A 15,221-nucleotide genomic window follows, 5' to 3' on the forward strand; every position below is an offset into this window, starting at 1 on the left:
GCCGAAAAGCAGCCAGACGGAGAAGGCGTTCGCTGCGTTTTCCGAGGGCAGGGTGCAGAACAAGGATCTGCTGGCAGGTCTGGCCGATCGCCTGAACGGCCTGGCGAAAGTCAATGTGGCAATGGGGTTGGGCAGGGTACCGGCCATCGCCGCACGGATATTGCGGCGGTGCGCCGAAACAGACCTGCTGGGCAAGCAGTTGCTGGTCGTCGGCACGAATGCGCTGTTCGCTTACGAGGCTCTGGCGGGCGTCCAGATCACCAGCGGTCTCACGGCAACCGGGGACATTGACCTGCTCTTCGATTCTCGCCGTCGCATCAGCTTCGTGACTGGCGAGAGGGTAAGCCAGTCCGGTCTGATAGGCGTGTTGCGTAAAGTGGACAGGTCCTTTAAGCCGCTCCAGCCCCGAGCCTTCAGGGCACGAACCGTGATGGCTATCTGGTCGACCTGATCCGTCCGCAGGCAAGACATGTCCTCAAGGACAACGCCACTACCTCGATTACACAGCTTGCCGACGATCTCGACAGCGCACCCATGGAGGGGCTGCAATGGCTCATCAACGCTCCAAAGGTGGAGGCTGTGGCGATCGATGAGCGTGGCTATCCCGTAAGCATGCCGACGGTCGACCCTCGAATGTTCGCTCTGCACAAGGCTTGGCTGGCCACTCTGCCTGATCGGTCTGCGGTCAAGGCAATGAGAGATCGTGAACAGGCGGAAGCAGCTGCACGCATTGCCACGGGCTATCTTGCGCTTCCGCTGGACAGCGAGCATCTCAAAGGGCTTCCGGGGGCACTGCTGGACGCCGCGGCCGCAACGCTGTCCCTTCCTGGCCCGAGCGGCTTTTCTGAAGACCTTCCAATTGAGCCGGACTGGTAGCGCCCACACGCCATGCTACGAAAATAGCATTCTCCCCTTGCGAAATCTGATGCTACGTTTCCCGGCGCACCCAGGGCGGAGGGGTTGCCAAGAGGAGAAGTGGCGGGCGCTGGCCCGGATTTCAGCGAGAACCGGACGGAGCTGTTGAACCATTGCAAGGCCGCCGCGTTTTCCAGCGTCGGCCACAAGGGAGGAACCACCTGTGAAAGCATCCTATCTCGTCTCAGCCGCGCTGCTTGCGGCGACTGCGATGCCGGCGGCGGCCGGCGAAATTTCCGACGGCAAGGTCAAGATCGGCATCCTCAACGACCAGTCGGGCGTCTATGCCGATTTCGGCGGCAAATGGTCGGTCGAGGCCGCCAAGATGGCGGTCGAGGATTTTGGCGGCAAGGTGCAGGGCGCGCCCATCGAGATCGTCAACGCCGATCACCAGAACAAGCCCGACATTGCCTCCAACATTGCGGGCCAGTGGTACGACACCGAGCAGGTCGACGCGATCATGGAACTGACGACATCCTCGGTGGCGCTCGCAGTCCAGGGGTTGTCCAAGGAAAAGAAGAAGATCGACATCGTTACCGGAGCGGCATCGGCCGACCTGACCGGCAAGCAATGCTCGCCCTACGGTTTCCACTGGGCTTACGATACCCACTCGCAGGCGGTCGGCACCGGCGGCGCGCTGGTGCAGCAGGGCGGCGACAGCTGGTATTTCATCACCGTCGACTATGCCTTCGGCTATTCGCTGAAGGAGCAGACCTCTAAGGTTGTTGAGGCAAGCGGCGGCAAAGTGCTGGGCGAGGTGCGTTACCCCTTGGGATCGACGGATTATTCCTCCTTCCTGCTGCAGGCGCAGTCCTCCGGCGCCAAGGTTATCGGCCTTGCCAATGCCGGCCTCGACACCTCCAATACCATCAAGCAGGCGGCCGAGTTCGGCATCGTCGCCGGCGGCCAGCGGCTGGCAGCACTTCTGTTCACGCTTGCCGAGGTGCACGGCCTCGGACTGCAGGCGGCGCAGGGCGTGGTGCTCACCGAAGGGTTTTACTGGGACCGCGACGACAAGAGCCGCGACTTCGCCGGGCGCTTCTTCAAGCGCACCAACCGCATGCCCAACATGATCCAGGCCGGCACCTATTCGGCGGTGCTGCAATATCTCAAGGCCATCGACAAGGCCGGCACCGACGAAACCGAGGCGGTCGCCAAGCAACTCCATGAAATGCCCGTCGACGACATCATCAACGCCAACGGCAAGGTACAGGCCGACGGCTCGATGGTGCACGACATGTATCTCTAGCAGGTCAAGAAGCCCGAGGAGTCGAAGAAGGACTGGGACTACTACACCTACCTTGCGACCATTCCGGGCGACAAGGCCTTCATCAAGGCTGAAGACAGCGGCTGCCCGCTCGTCACCAAGTGACGCTGGCGCAAGCCGTGGCCGTCCAGCCGGACGGTGCCGAAATCAAGCCGCGGGTGGTGCTCTCCGCCCGCGGCCTGCGGCGCGACTTTGCCGGTTTCGTCGCCGTCAACAATGTCGACCTCGACGTCCATCACGGCCAGATCCATGCGCTGATCGGGCCGAACGGCGCCGGCAAGACGACAATCTTCAACCTCTTGACCAAGTTCCTGCAGCCGAGCAGCGGCAGGATCGAACTGTTGGGCAACGACATCACCCGCACCGCGCCGGCCAGGGTGGCGCGCATGGGTCTCGTCCGCTCGTTCCAGATATCGGCGATCTTTCCGCATCTGAGCGTGCTCGACAATGTCCGCGTCGCCTTGCAGCGGCCGAGCGGGCTCGGCTTCCAGTTCTGGCGCTCGCTGGCCGCGCTTGACCAACTGACTCCACGGGCGCGCGAACTGCTTGCCGTCGTCGGTCTCGACGATGTCGCGCATCGTCCGGCCGGCGATCTCTCCTATGGCCGAAAGCGCGTGCTCGAGATCGCCACCACGCTGGCGCTCGACCCGAAAGTGCTGCTGCTCGACGAGCCGATGGCCGGCATGGGGCACGAGGATGTCGGCCTCATTTCCGGCATCATCCGCTCGCTGGCAACGGACCGCGCCGTGCTGATGGTCGAGCACAATCTCACCGTCGTCGCCGACCTTTGCGACTGGATCACCGTCATGCAGCGCGGCCAGGTGCTCGCCGCCGGCGACTACGCAACGGTGAGCAACGATGAGCGCGTCAGGGTCGCCTACATGGGGACCGAGCAGGGGAACCGAGCATGAGTGAGCCGATGCTTGCCGTGCGCGATCTCCATGCCTGGTATGGCGAGGGCCATGCGCTGCATGGCGTCAACCTCGACGTTTTTCGCGGTGAGACCGTGACGCTGCTCGGCCGCAACGGTGTCGGCAAGACCACAACGCTGCGCGCCATCATGGGGCTGGTCCGCAAGCGCAGCGGCAGCGTCGCGTTCGACGGCAGCGACCTGATGCGCCTGCCGCTGCATCGTGTTGCCCATCGCGGCATCGGCTTCGCGCCGGAGGAACGCGGCATCTTCGCCACGCTCACCGTCGACGAAAACCTGATCCTGCCGCCGGTGGTGGCCAAGGGCGGCATGAGCGTCGAGGAAATCTTCGATCTCTTTCCCAACCTCAAGGAGCGCCGCAACAGCCCCGGCACCAAACTCTCCGGCGGCGAACAGCAGATGCTGGCCATCGCCCGCATCCTGCGGACGGGCGTGCAGATGCTGCTGCTCGACGAGCCGACCGAGGGCCTGGCGCCGGTCATCGTCCAGCGCATCGGCGAACTGCTGGCGACCTTGAAAAAGCGCGGCATGACCATCCTGCTCGTCGAGCAGAATTTCCGCTTCGCCGCCCGCATCGCCGACCGCTTCTACCTGATGGAGCACGGCAAGGTGGTGGAGGGTTTTGCCGCAAGCGAGCTTGCCGCTCACACGCAACAGCTGCACGAGGTGTTGGGGGTATGATGACGACAGCCCACGGCAGTACCCCCACTCCGCTGCTGCGCAGCGACCCTCCCCACAAGGGGGAGGGTGGAGGGCCACCGCCCTACCTCCCCCTTGTGGGGAGGTCGGACCGAAGGTCCGGGTGGGGGTACGTGCCGCACAGACGCATCCCGCTTGCAACACCCTCGGTGACGCCATGACCATGATCTTCGGCATCCCCGTCCAGGCCTTGCTCGGCCAGATGCTGGTCGGGCTGATCAACGGCTCCTTCTACGCCATGCTGAGCCTCGGCCTGGCCGTCATCTTCGGCCTGCTGCGGATCATCAATTTCGCCCATGGCGCACTCTATATGCTCGGCGCCTTCATCGGTTACCTGCTGCTCGTCCATCTCGGCATCGGCTACTGGCCGGCGCTGCTCCTGGTTCCGCTCATCGTCGGCGTCTTCGGCATGGCGGTCGAGCGCGTGGCGCTGTCGCGGCTCTACCGCCTGGATCCGCTCTACGGGCTGCTGTTCACCTTCGGACTGGCGCTGGTCATCGAAGGCGTGTTCCGTTTCTACTACGGCGTGTCGGGCAACCCTTATGCCGTTCCGGCGCAGCTTGCCGGCGGCACCAATCTCGGCTTCATGTTCCTGCCCAACTATCGCGGCTGGGTGGTGGTGGCCTCGCTCATTATCTGCATCGGCACCTGGCTCCTGATCGAAAAGACCAGGCTCGGCTCCTATCTGCGCGCCGCGACCGAAAATCCCGAGCTGGTGCAGGCCTTCGGCGTCAACGTGCCGCTGCTGCTGACGCTCACCTATGGGCTCGGCGCGGCGCTCGCCGGCCTTGCCGGTATTCTCGCCGCGCCCGTCTACCAGGTCAGTCCGCTGATGGGCTCCGATATCATCATCGTCGTCTTTGCCGTCGTCGTGGTCGGCGGCATGGGTTCGATCCTCGGGGCCATCGTCACCGGCTATATGCTTGGCCTCGCCGAGGGCCTGACCAAGGTGTTCTATCCCGAGGCGTCGAACCTCGTCGTCTTCGTCATCATGGCGGTCGTGCTGCTCCTGCGCCCCGCCGGCCTGTTCGGAAGGGACGCCTGAGATGAGCGAGGCAACCCTTCACCAACATCGCACCGCCGCCTCCGTGCGCCTGGAGCGGGTATTGCTGGCATTGGCCATACTGGCGCTGATAGCCGCGCCCTTCTTCGTCTATCCGATCTTCCTGATGAAGATGCTGTGCTTCGCGCTGTTTGCCTGCGCCTTCAACCTGCTGCTCGGCTACACCGGGCTGTTGTCGTTCGGCCACGCCACCTTCTACGGCGCCGCCGCCTATTTCTGCGCCTACGCCGTCAAGGCATGGGGCTGGCCGCCCGAGGCCGGCATCCTGCTCGGCACCGCCGGAGCGGCCGTGCTCGGCCTGGTCATGGGCTTCCTCGCCATCCGCCGGCAAGGCATCTATTTCTCGATGATCACGCTGGCGCTGGCGCAGATGTTTTATTTCTTCTGCGTCCAGGCGGCGTTCACCGAAGGCGAGGACGGCATACAGGGCGTGCCGCGCGGGCATCTGTTCGGCATCGTCGATCTCAACGTCACGTTCAACATGTATTTCGTCGTGCTTGCCGTCTTCCTCATCGGCGTCTTCGCCGTCTGGCGCATCGTCAACTCGCCGTTCGGCATGATCCTGCGTTCGATCCGCGAGAACGAGAACCGCGCCATCTCGCTGGGCTATTCGGTCGGCCGCTACAAGCTCGCCGCCTTCGTCATGTCGGCAGCCCTTGCCGGGCTTGCCGGCGCGACCAAGGCGATCGTCTTCCAGTTCGCGACGCTGACCGACGTCACCTGGCAGATGTCGGGCGAGGTGATCCTGATGACGCTGCTCGGCGGCATCGGCACCATGGTCGGTCCTGTCGTCGGCGCCGGCCTCGTCGTCGGCCTGGAAAACACGCTCGCCACCTCAGGCTTCCCGGTGACCATCGCCACCGGCCTGATCTTCATGATCTGCGTGCTGGTCTTTCGCCGCGGCATCGTCGGCGAGATTTACGCGCGCTGGCTGGCGCCGGCCAACGGCGAGGCGGGCCGCGATCAATAGGTGATGGTCACCACCACCGTGTCGGTGTAGACGCCGGCCGAGGGCGTCGTCTGCGGCGGCACGCGGCCATAGACGGTGAGCGCCTGGGCCGTACCGGTTCCGGTGCCGGCCACCGTGCTTCCCGGCGTTCCGGCATCACCCCAGGGCTGCGCGCGCGCAATGTCCTTGTAGAGGCCGTAGGTGACCCGCTCGGCCCCCTTCGACATCTTGCGGTTGGTCGGCGTGCCGCCTGTCGTGCCGCCATTGAGGGAAACCGTGTACGCGGTCGACGGGGTGCAGGTGACCGTAACCTGGCCGGTGGCATCGGCATTGGCGTCGAGCACGCCCTTGGAGCCGAAATCGATGTTCTGGGTGGCGACCAGGCAGTTTGCCGCGACCGTGGCGTTGATGGTGAAGGTCGGACTGGTGCCCAAGTTGCCCGCGCCGGTGTTGCAGCTGCTGCTCAACAGGGTTGTCCGGGAGCGGAACTCGAGTTGCCCGCCCGAAAATGTCGACAGATAAGTGCCCGGCGGAACGGTCGCCTGGCCGCCGGGAACCCGGCCATAGAGCGTCAGGGTGTCGATTGAGTTGCCGAAGAGATTGGGGCTCAGCAGCAGCGGTGGCGGGCGCGAGGCATAGGCCCAGTTATAGGTGCCCCAGACAACGCTCATTGCGGGGTCCGAATAGAGTTGATAGTTGAGGCTGTTGACGCCGCTCGCCATCTGCCGGGCCGCCGCCGAGGTTGCACCGCCGGTGCCGGCGGCAATATGCGGACAGACCAGGACGGGCAGCAGCAATGGCAAACTGCCGCTGCAAGTCGCGGTGAAGGTGGCTGTCGATGTCGCCGCGGTGCCCGACAGCGTGTCGATGAGGCCGAAATTCAAACCGGTGACGGTGTAACTGCAGCTCTGCGCCCGGGCGAGCGACGGGAGCAGCACCAGCAGCAGGGCGATGATTACGGCGCGCAGCATTTTTCCTCCAGCTATCATTGGCACACCACGTTCCCGATCACCACTTGTCGGCCGCGCGCCGCCTCGAAGGGAAACTCTGCCCGGCATGAACCGCCGTCAGCGCGCTCGACCTGCACTGAATTCTGCTTGCCGAGGCCCTTGATGTAGGCCTGCCCATCATAGCCGACGACGAAATCTTCCGTGCCGCCGTCGACGCGGCCGGCAAGCCCGGCTTCGAGCGGCGTGCCGCTCGGGTCGACCAGCGTCACCAGCGCGGCCTGCGCCGCCTCCGACACGCCGAACTTCAGCACGACGCCGTTGCGGTCGGCCGGAACGACAGTCTCCTTGGTGGTCGGAATATCGGCGTCGACGGGCAGGTTCTTCGGGTCTATCGACACCGTGTTCGGCTCATAGGAATTCAGCCCGGTGACCAGGATGCGGCCTTTGCTGTCGGTCTTCCCGACCGGCCGGTTCTGATGCAACACCTCCACGTCCGGCGTGCCGACATCGACGACGGCAAAGGCGTCGTCGATGCGATTGGTGGCGAACACGCCGCCGCCGGCCACGGCGATGGCGCCGTCCATCTGCCCGGTCACGCGAAAATCATTGTCGAACTGCTGGGCGCCGGCCGCGAGGCGCGCAAACGGCGCCCGGTAGCTCACCGCTGCCGAGCGGTTGGGAACCTCGCCTTCGGAGGTGCGCAGCCGCCAGCCGATGCTGCCGTCCTCGGCCCGCTCCGCCTTGGCGAGGTCGGCAGTGACATTGAGGCCGTCAGGGCCTTGCTCGACGCCTGTCGAGGCCGAGATGTCGTCGTTGAACGGGATCGAAATCCCGGCGAACACGCCATAGCTGCTGTCGTCATCGAGATCGGCGAAGGCCGTGGCATAGAGCGTGCTGCGCTTGAAGAATGCCTGGCTGTAGGACAGGCCGACGATCTGGCTGCTTTCGCCCTTGGCGCTCTTCAAATGCGTATAGGACAGGTTGAGGCTGGAGAAATCGATCGGCATCGGCACGCTGAGTGTCACCTGGTCGACCGCGCGCGGCACGCCGGCGCTGAAACGGGTGAAGTCGTCGGGGTCGAGAACCGGCTGCGCCGTCACCGAGGCGATGTCATCATAGCCGCCAAAGGCCCGCTGCATGTGAGCGTTGATCGCCCAGCCGTCATAGCCGAATTCGACACTGGCATCGACCAGCGAGCCGGTGCGCCCCTCATGATGGCTGCCGGCCACCGCCACCGACGCCGCGCCATAAGGCCCGAGCGGGAAGGCAGCACCTATGCCGCCATTGATCAGCTCGGCGCCGCCCTCGGCATGGGCTTCCAATGTCAGCCGGTCGGTCACGCCGTAGCGCGCGCTGGCGACCCCTATGACGCGGCCGTCATAATCGTCGGAGGAGATGCCGAAATTGCGCCGCGCCATCCCTGCCTCGACGGAAAAGTCGAGCAGTCCCTGGCGCAGCAGCATGCTGGAGGCATAGAACGGCAAGGTGGCCGTGGTCTCGCGGCCGAGGCTGTCGCGCAGCACCACCTGCGCCTGTCCGGCGCCCGTGAACACCGGCAGATTGGTGACCTGGAACGGCCCGGGCTGGATGTCGCCGGAATAGGTGCGCACGTTCTGCGTATAGACCTCGAGCGTCGACGGCACCGCCGCCGTGCCGCCGAAGGAGGGCAGCGGCAGCGTCACCAGGTCCGATCGCAGGTGGAAGTTGCGTTGCGCCTGGATGCCGCCGAGATAGACCGGACGCGTCCACGACAATCCACCGGAGATGAAGTCGCCGGCGCGGTAGGTCATCAGCCGGTCGGGGTCGGAATAGCTCCATGTCGTGTTGAGCCGCGTGAAGCCGCCCAGCCTGCCGTCGGAATAGCCGGCGATGAAGGATTGGCTGAGCGTTCCATAGGGGCTGAACACGCGCGCATCGAAGCCGCCGGAAACGCCTTGGAACAGCTCGACGTCCTTGTCGAACAATGTGTTGGAGCTGGCAAACAGCGAATAGTTGAGAACCGCGCCCAAGCCCGATTGCGGCGCCGGCCGGTCCTGCAAGCGCAAGCCGAGATCCACCATGCGCGCCTCGCGGCTGTCATTGGCGGCGGTGACGTAGAGGCGCTGGGCTACCTCATCGATCCGAAACGAAACGTCGGCCAACTGGTCGAGCCTGACCAGGCCGCCGGCGTCGGCTATGTCCTCCGGCGGTTTCAGGCCGACCTCCTTCAGCTCTTGGGGCGCCGCCGCCAGCCCACCATCCGGCATCTCGATAAAATTGCCGACCAGCTTGGTCGAAACGTCGTTGATGAACACCTCGAGATAGAGGCTGCGGCCCGCTGGCAAAACGGAAGCCGGCTGTTCGAGGTTCGTCACGGCCGGAAATTCCTGCGAACGCACCGCCAAGCAAGGTGTGAAAGTCGCAACCGCGACGATGACAGCGACGCTACTTGCCCTTGACGGCAACGTTGGCATCGAAGGGTCCAAGATCGCTCTGTGCCTTCAAAAGCACGGAGCCCGCGGACAGTGATTTGCCGCTGCCGATCGGCCACTGCATGGTCGCGCCGCCCAGCACATAACCGACGAGCCCGTTTCGGTTGCCGAGCTTTTTGCCGTTCTGGGTCAGGGATAGGTTGGACAAGCGGAGACGACTTTCACCGGTATTGCTGGCTGTCAGCACAAGACTGCCGCCCTTGCGCGAAACACTCCAGGCGACTGCCGGCGCGGCGGCATCGGCGTCGCGGAAAAACACCGGGACCGAATAGCGCAGCGCGAGCGCGACCGTACCGGCCTTCTTGCGCGACGGGTCGGGTAACTCGTCGACGATGACGCGGTAGCTTTCCTCGGCCCGCACCGGCGCCTTGCTGACGCGCACGACGCGAACCACGTATTGGGCATTGGGTCCGAGTTTGGTCGATGGCGGGCTGGCGACGACGTCCGTAGTCGGCGTCAGCTGCTCGATCCCGCCAGCCTGGCTCCAGGCGAAGACGCGTATCTGCACATTGATCGGCCGCTTGGGGTCATCGTTGCTGAGGTTGAGAACCGCCGAGGCGTCGGGCGAGATCAGCTCGAGACCTGTCGGCGCCACCCTGAGCGAAGCGGCTTGTGAGAGACCGGCGCACAGCAACAGAACAGCCGTGGCTCCGATGCATGAAAGCATGGATCGCATGATCGTCCTCGTGTTGGTATCGATTGTCAGTACGTTATGGTGATCGCAACGGTGTCGGTGTAGAGGCCCGCCGCCGGTGTCGTCTGCGGTGGAACACGCCCGTAGACCGTCAGCGGCTGAATGGCGCCGTTGCCGGTTCCGCCGACCGTGTCGGTGGGGATCGTGGTGCCCCAAAGCTGCGTCCGGGTGCTTTCCCTGTAGATGGTGTAGTCGATCGTCGCCGACGCCGGCCCGGTCATCTTGCGAACAGCAACAGTTGCGCCCGCGCCCGCTCCGGCGCTCAGACCAACATTGTAGGACTTGCCGGTCGTGCATTGCACGTTGATGGTGCTGGTCTGGTCGACATTCGCATCAATGACACCGTGCGAGCCGAAATCGAGATCGCTCGCCGTCTGCACCTTGCATTCGTCGGTAATCGTGATGCGGACATTCATGCTGCCCGTCGCGGTCGCGGCGATCGCGGGCAGGATGGGAAGCAGCGACGCTCCCGCCAGCAGCGCATATTTCAGCAATCTCATGCGTGTTTCCTCCGTCGGGCAGACCGTTCCTCGCAACACAGTCTTGACCCGGATTTCACTCCTACAGCTCCTCCGTTGCATGCTTCGCAAGACATCAACGATACAGTAATGTCAGAAGCGAACTGTGCAATGATTATTACAACTTAGATTCGGATTACGACAGCGAATAACTTCGGTATGTATCGGATAATTTTGGTTAATATTTGGTTAACAGAGATGAAATGGACATTTTTCCGAAATGAAAGTTCGTCTGTCGAAAATTTATTTTGCTTCTCGTGCCGAAAAGGCGAAAATATCTGGCAAATCATCTTGATTTTGTAGAGTCTCACCTGTCATCGTTTATTATCGATATTTCGCGGCGTGCACCGGCGCCAAGCAGCCATCGCCATAGCCGCGCCGGTAGCTGTTCGCGCCTGTCCAAGCCTCGCGATCGTGCTGACAGGGCCGCATTCGCCAAAACCGCGTTCCGCCCGGCCCAAGCATGGCCGTCCCGGCTGAGATAAATCCACCGCCGTCGGATCGCGGCGAAACACATGCGAGTCGTTCTGGCCACGCTGGCCCGGATTTCCTTCGGCGGCGCATCGGCCGGACGGGAGATGCGCCTGTTGTCCCTTGGAGCCATGATCCACGGCCGGCAGCCGCGCGGACCGGCTGCCAGACGTCGGAAAAGGAAGAACGATGAAGAAGACCTATGAAAAGCCACAGCTCGAAAAGCGCCAGAAGCTGTCGCGTGTGACCGCTGTCGCCGGCCCATCAGTGACCAGTGAGAGCTGACGCCGTCGACCGGCATCGAACCACCAGCGGACAAGGAGAGCAGTCATGGATCAGCATGCGAACCCGTCACCCGGCTTCAGGCGCAATCCGGGCAAGGTGATCACCGTCGAGCCCTTCAACGGGCGTGTCGTCGTGTTTGCAAACGGCACCATCATCGCTTCCTCGGCAAAAGCCAAAATGGTGACCGAGCCGCCCCATCCCTTCTCCTTCTACATCCCGTTCGAGGACATCGACTTCCGCAAGCTCAGGAAGACGGAGCGGTCGACGCTGTGCCCCTACAAGGGCGACTCCAGCTACTGGAACGTGCTGCCGGCGGGCGAAACCGGCAACGACGCGATGTGGGCCTATGAGCAGCCCTTCGACGAGATGGCCGAGATTCGCGCCCACGGCGCCTTCTATCCCGACCGGGTCGCCATCGACGCCACGCCGCGCTAGCGCGTCATGCCTGTCGCCCAAAAGTGCCCAGCGTTTTTGGAGCCGACGACAGGCATGAACAGAGGAATTTTTCAGATCAGCCAAAGCTGTCCTCACCCGGGGGCGCAGCGGTTTTGCGGCAACGGCATGCCGAAACAAAGACAAAATATCATGGACGAAAAGCAGAGAGCCATTCTCAACGAAATCCCGCGCCTGCGCCGCTATGCGCGCTCGCTGCTGCGCGACCGCGATTCCGCCGACGATCTCGTCCAGGACTGCCTGGAGCGGGCGCTGCTGCGGCTGGACAACTGGCAGACGGGAGAGAGCCCGCGAAAATGGCTGTTCACGATCATGCATCATCTGTTCATCGACCAGATGCGCAAGGTGAACCGGCGTGGCGAGGCCTCGATGCTGCCGCTGGAGGCCGGCGAGGTGCAGGCCTCTCCCGCCGACCAGCTGGAGAACGTCGCTGCGCGCGAGATCATCGACGCGCTGCAGGCGATCAGCCCCGACCGCCGTGCCGCGCTGACCATGGTCGCCATCGAGGGCTTTTCCTACGCCGAGGCCGCCGAGATGCTCGGCGTGCCGGCCGGCACGCTGATGTCGCGCATTGCCCGCGGACGTGAGGAACTGCGCGGCCTGCTCGAGGACAATGCGCGCCGCCGCGCGATAAGGATCGTCGAACCCGGGCCGGGCCGGGCGGCTCCAATCAGGGCGCCCATGGCATGAGGAACCCCGATCGCTTGATGGCGCAACACGGCAGGATACGATCCGATTGCAGGCTTTGCGCCCCGTACGGGCACGCATCCGGTAACGGTTTCTTGTCTGCTTTCGTGCATAATGGCGGAGATGGGGTGGACGAAACCAGGGCATGGCTGAAGAGAAAAAACGCAACGGTGAGTTCTGGGCGCTGGCGCTCGAATGCGCTCATCTCGGCGTATGGGACTGGGATATTTTGAGCGGCGACTGCTTCTATTCGCCGACCTGGTCGCACATGCTCGGCTATGAGGATGGCGAGCTTGCCGACACCAGCGATCTCTGGCTGAATCTGACGCATCCCGACGACCGCGAGCGGGCGCTGGCCAGCGGCGAGCGCCACATTGCCGGCCAGACCGCATCGATCGAGACCGAGCTGCGCCTCAAGCACAAGGACGGCCACTGGATCTGGGTGCTGGACCGCGGCGGCATTGTCGAGCGTGACGAGACGGGCAAGCCGGTCAGGCTGATGGGCGTGCAGACCGACATCAGCCGGCAGAAAGAGGCGGAAGCCGAACTGGAGCGGGTCAATGTGCGCTTTCGCCTGGCGCTGGCGGCCAGCGGCACCGGCATCTGGCATCACGATATCGGCGCCAACAAGAGCTATTGGGACGCCCGCACCAGGGAGATATTCGGCCTGGTCGCCGACACCGACGAGGTGGCCGCCGACCTCTGGCATTCCTATCTGCACCCCGACGACAAGGATGCCGCAGAGCGCGCCCATCTGGCGCCGCTTTCGACCGACGGCGTCGTCGCCGCGCAATACCGCATCGTCAGGCGCGACGGCGAAATCCGCCATGTCGAATCGCTGGTGCGCTTCATCGCGGCGCCTGAGACAGCGGGCCAGATTCTCGGCACCGTGCGCGATATCACCGAGGACAAGAAACGCGAGCGGGAACTCGCCTACGCCGCTCACCACGATGCGCTGACGGGCCTGTTGAACCGTGCCGCCTTCGACCGGCTGCTGGCCGTGCACATCGCCACCGAGCGGGCTTTGCCGCTGGCGGTGTTTTACGTCGATCTCGACTACTTCAAGGCGCTCAACGACTTCGCCGGCCACGCCGCCGGCGACCTGGCGCTGAAGGGTGTGGCCGCCGGTATTCTGGGCTGCCTGCCGGCATCGGCGCGTGCCGCGCGCCTCGGTGGCGACGAGTTCGCGCTGCTGGTGCCCAATTGCCAATCGGCCAAGGCCGAGGCGCTGGCCGGCGCCATCCTTGCGGCGGTCCGTGACGCCGACCTCGGACTGCCGGTGACCTCGCGAAAACTCGCGGCCAGCATCGGCATCGCCTTCGTCGAGGACACCACCACCACGGTTGCCGATGCGTTAGCCTGCGCCGACGACGCCTGCTATGCCGCCAAGGCGGCCGGGCGCAATCGCTTCGCGGTGTTTTCGGCCGATGCGGGGTCGGGCTCCGGCGGCCTCAACGCGGCGCGTGTCGCCGCCGACACGGTCGACGCCATGGATGACGGGCGGCTGAAACTGTTCGGCCAGGAAATCCATCTGCTCGGCCAGCCCTGGCAGGAGAGCCGCCACGTCGAGGTGCTGGCGCGGCTTGCCGGGCGCAATGGCAAGCTGATCCCGCCCAACGAATTCATTCCGGTCGCCGAGCGCTTCGGCATTGCCTCGCGGCTGGACCGCTGGATCATCAGGACAGCGCTTTCGCAGCATGGCGCGGCGATGCGGTCAGGCGCCATCATGCTCGGCTTCAACCTGTCGGCGCAGACGCTGAGCGATCCGCTGCTATGGGATTTCGTCGACGCCGTCATCGCCGAGACCGGGGCGCCGCATTCCGGCATCGGCTTCGAGATCACCGAGACCGCGGCCGTCACCAATTTCGACGCCGCCGAGCAGTTTGTGCGCAAGGCGCGCGAGCGGCAATGCCGTGTCAGCCTCGACGATTTCGGCGCCGGCATGAGCTCGTTCGAATATTTGCGGCGCTTTCCGGTCGATCAGATCAAGATCGACGGCTCGTTCATCGAGAATATCGCGGAAAGCCGTTTCGACCGCGAGATCGTCTCGGCCATAGCGGGCATCGCCAAAAGTCTCGGCTGCGCGGTGGTGGCCGAAAAGATCGAGCAGCAGGAAGCGCTCGACATTCTGCGCGGCATGGGCGTGGCCTATGGCCAGGGTTTTCTGCTGCACCGGCCGGAGCCGCTCGAGGCGATCGTCGCGCGGGCCGGCGAACAGTCACCATCCAGCGGACAGTCACCGGAAAAGCGCTTCGGCTGACGGCTTGTCATCGCCCGAGCTGGCGACTTGTCCGGCTAACCGGCGTCGGCCTTTTCCTGCTTTCGCTGCGCCGCCTCCTTCTTGCGGCGCAACACCTCGTCGGTGCCGACAAGGTCCTTCGAGCCGCCGGAAATGGCGGTCGAGACGACGGCGGGCGGATCGCTGGCCGGAAAACTGTCTTCGAGGCCTGATTGCAACTGCTCCTCGAGCGTCTGCGGGTTCTCGGAGCGGCCTTCGGCGCGGCGCTCGCCAACGGCTTCGACATCGCTCTTGGTGTCGGGGTGAGCGCGGGCTTCCGATATCGTCGACACCACCAGCTCGATGGCGAACTCTTTCATCGCCTCGGCTTGCGGCCCATCGACATCAGAGTCTTCGATCAGGCGGATGAGCGACTTTTCCAGGGCGCCCAGTTCCTTGACGCCCTGACACCGCGCCAGACGCTTGGTGAGCGAACCGATCAGCGCCGGGGCAAAGGTCGAATAGGCAAGCCTGCGTGTGTCGTCGACCTGCTCGGGATGAAGCTTTTGCAAGGACATAGATGCCTCCAGTCAATCAGCCGTGCAGCTTCTGCCGCTGGCCCTCCTTAGGAAACAGAGGGGAGGGCAAGA

The 15,221-nt window shown here is 64.2% G+C and carries 12 protein-coding genes and 2 pseudogenes; 9 read left to right on the top strand and 5 right to left on the bottom strand.

Features of this window, described 5'->3' with window-relative positions; translation table 11 throughout:
• The first annotated feature begins 121 nt into the window (after positions 1 to 121).
• The 6 genes and pseudogenes from NKI37_RS14020 to NKI37_RS14045 all read left to right on the top strand — a co-directional run bounded on the left by NKI37_RS14020 (position 122) and on the right by NKI37_RS14045 (position 5,845).
• Positions 122 to 876 (top strand): annotated as a pseudogene (locus tag NKI37_RS14020) (nucleotidyltransferase family protein).
• 202 nt (positions 877 to 1,078) lie between these two features.
• Positions 1,079 to 2,287 (top strand): annotated as a pseudogene (locus tag NKI37_RS14025) (ABC transporter substrate-binding protein).
• Between the two features lie 14 nt (positions 2,288 to 2,301).
• On the top strand, positions 2,302 to 3,093 hold the full coding sequence (locus NKI37_RS14030) for an ABC transporter ATP-binding protein (protein ID WP_027049713.1): 792 nt from the start codon (positions 2,302 to 2,304) through the stop codon (positions 3,091 to 3,093).
• Positions 3,090 to 3,794, top strand: a complete 705-nt coding sequence (locus tag NKI37_RS14035) for an ABC transporter ATP-binding protein (protein WP_352788603.1) — start codon at positions 3,090 to 3,092, stop codon at positions 3,792 to 3,794. The genes NKI37_RS14030 and NKI37_RS14035 overlap by 4 nt, the downstream gene beginning before the upstream one ends.
• 175 nt (positions 3,795 to 3,969) lie before the next feature.
• Positions 3,970 to 4,857 carry a branched-chain amino acid ABC transporter permease gene (locus NKI37_RS14040; RefSeq protein ID WP_023671423.1) on the top strand — a complete coding sequence of 296 codons (888 nt, stop codon included), beginning with the start codon at positions 3,970 to 3,972 and terminating at the stop codon, positions 4,855 to 4,857.
• Position 4,858: 1 nt separating this feature from the next.
• Positions 4,859 to 5,845 carry a branched-chain amino acid ABC transporter permease gene (locus NKI37_RS14045; protein WP_352788601.1) on the top strand — a complete coding sequence of 329 codons (987 nt, stop codon included), beginning with the start codon at positions 4,859 to 4,861 and terminating at the stop codon, positions 5,843 to 5,845.
• Here the strand turns inward: NKI37_RS14045 and NKI37_RS14050 are convergent.
• Genes NKI37_RS14050 through NKI37_RS14065 form a run of 4 tightly spaced genes read right to left on the bottom strand, consistent with a single transcriptional unit; the run spans position 5,839 to position 10,439 of the window.
• A complete protein-coding gene (locus tag NKI37_RS14050; protein WP_352788598.1) occupies positions 5,839 to 6,795 on the bottom strand; it encodes a Csu type fimbrial protein in 957 nt (318 codons plus the stop codon). The genes NKI37_RS14045 and NKI37_RS14050 overlap by 7 nt on opposite strands.
• A 14-nt stretch (positions 6,796 to 6,809) precedes the next feature.
• The gene (locus tag NKI37_RS14055; RefSeq protein WP_352788595.1) at positions 6,810 to 9,227 is read right to left on the bottom strand and encodes a fimbria/pilus outer membrane usher protein; all 2,418 of its coding nucleotides are present in this window, start codon (positions 9,225 to 9,227) and stop codon (positions 6,810 to 6,812) included.
• The gene (locus NKI37_RS14060) at positions 9,199 to 9,921 is read right to left on the bottom strand and encodes a fimbrial biogenesis chaperone (RefSeq protein ID WP_023730420.1); all 723 of its coding nucleotides are present in this window, start codon (positions 9,919 to 9,921) and stop codon (positions 9,199 to 9,201) included. The genes NKI37_RS14055 and NKI37_RS14060 overlap by 29 nt, the downstream gene beginning before the upstream one ends.
• A 26-nt stretch (positions 9,922 to 9,947) precedes the next feature.
• Entirely contained in the window at positions 9,948 to 10,439 is a 492-nt protein-coding gene (locus NKI37_RS14065) for a Csu type fimbrial protein (RefSeq protein WP_023685937.1), read from the bottom strand.
• A gap of 819 nt (positions 10,440 to 11,258) precedes the next feature.
• On the opposite strand from NKI37_RS14065, the gene NKI37_RS14070 reads away from it, so the two are divergent.
• The 3 genes from NKI37_RS14070 (at position 11,259) to NKI37_RS14080 (ending at position 14,613) form a co-directional block, all read left to right on the top strand.
• Complete coding sequence (locus NKI37_RS14070) at positions 11,259 to 11,648, top strand: DUF427 domain-containing protein (RefSeq protein ID WP_023697761.1); 390 nt, start codon at positions 11,259 to 11,261, stop codon at positions 11,646 to 11,648.
• A 150-nt stretch (positions 11,649 to 11,798) separates the two neighbouring features.
• Positions 11,799 to 12,356, top strand: coding sequence for an RNA polymerase sigma factor (locus NKI37_RS14075; RefSeq protein ID WP_352625863.1), 558 nt, complete (start codon positions 11,799 to 11,801; stop codon positions 12,354 to 12,356).
• A gap of 142 nt (positions 12,357 to 12,498) precedes the next feature.
• On the top strand, positions 12,499 to 14,613 hold the full coding sequence (locus NKI37_RS14080; protein ID WP_352794470.1) for an EAL domain-containing protein: 2,115 nt from the start codon (positions 12,499 to 12,501) through the stop codon (positions 14,611 to 14,613).
• A 35-nt stretch (positions 14,614 to 14,648) separates the two neighbouring features.
• On the opposite strand, the gene NKI37_RS14085 is transcribed toward NKI37_RS14080, so the two are convergent.
• On the bottom strand, positions 14,649 to 15,149 hold the full coding sequence (locus NKI37_RS14085) for a hypothetical protein (protein WP_023685942.1): 501 nt from the start codon (positions 15,147 to 15,149) through the stop codon (positions 14,649 to 14,651).
• Positions 15,150 to 15,221 lie beyond the last annotated feature (72 nt).

The organism is Mesorhizobium sp. M0626 (assembly GCF_040320665.1).
Taxonomy (GTDB): Bacteria; Pseudomonadota; Alphaproteobacteria; order Rhizobiales; family Rhizobiaceae; genus Mesorhizobium.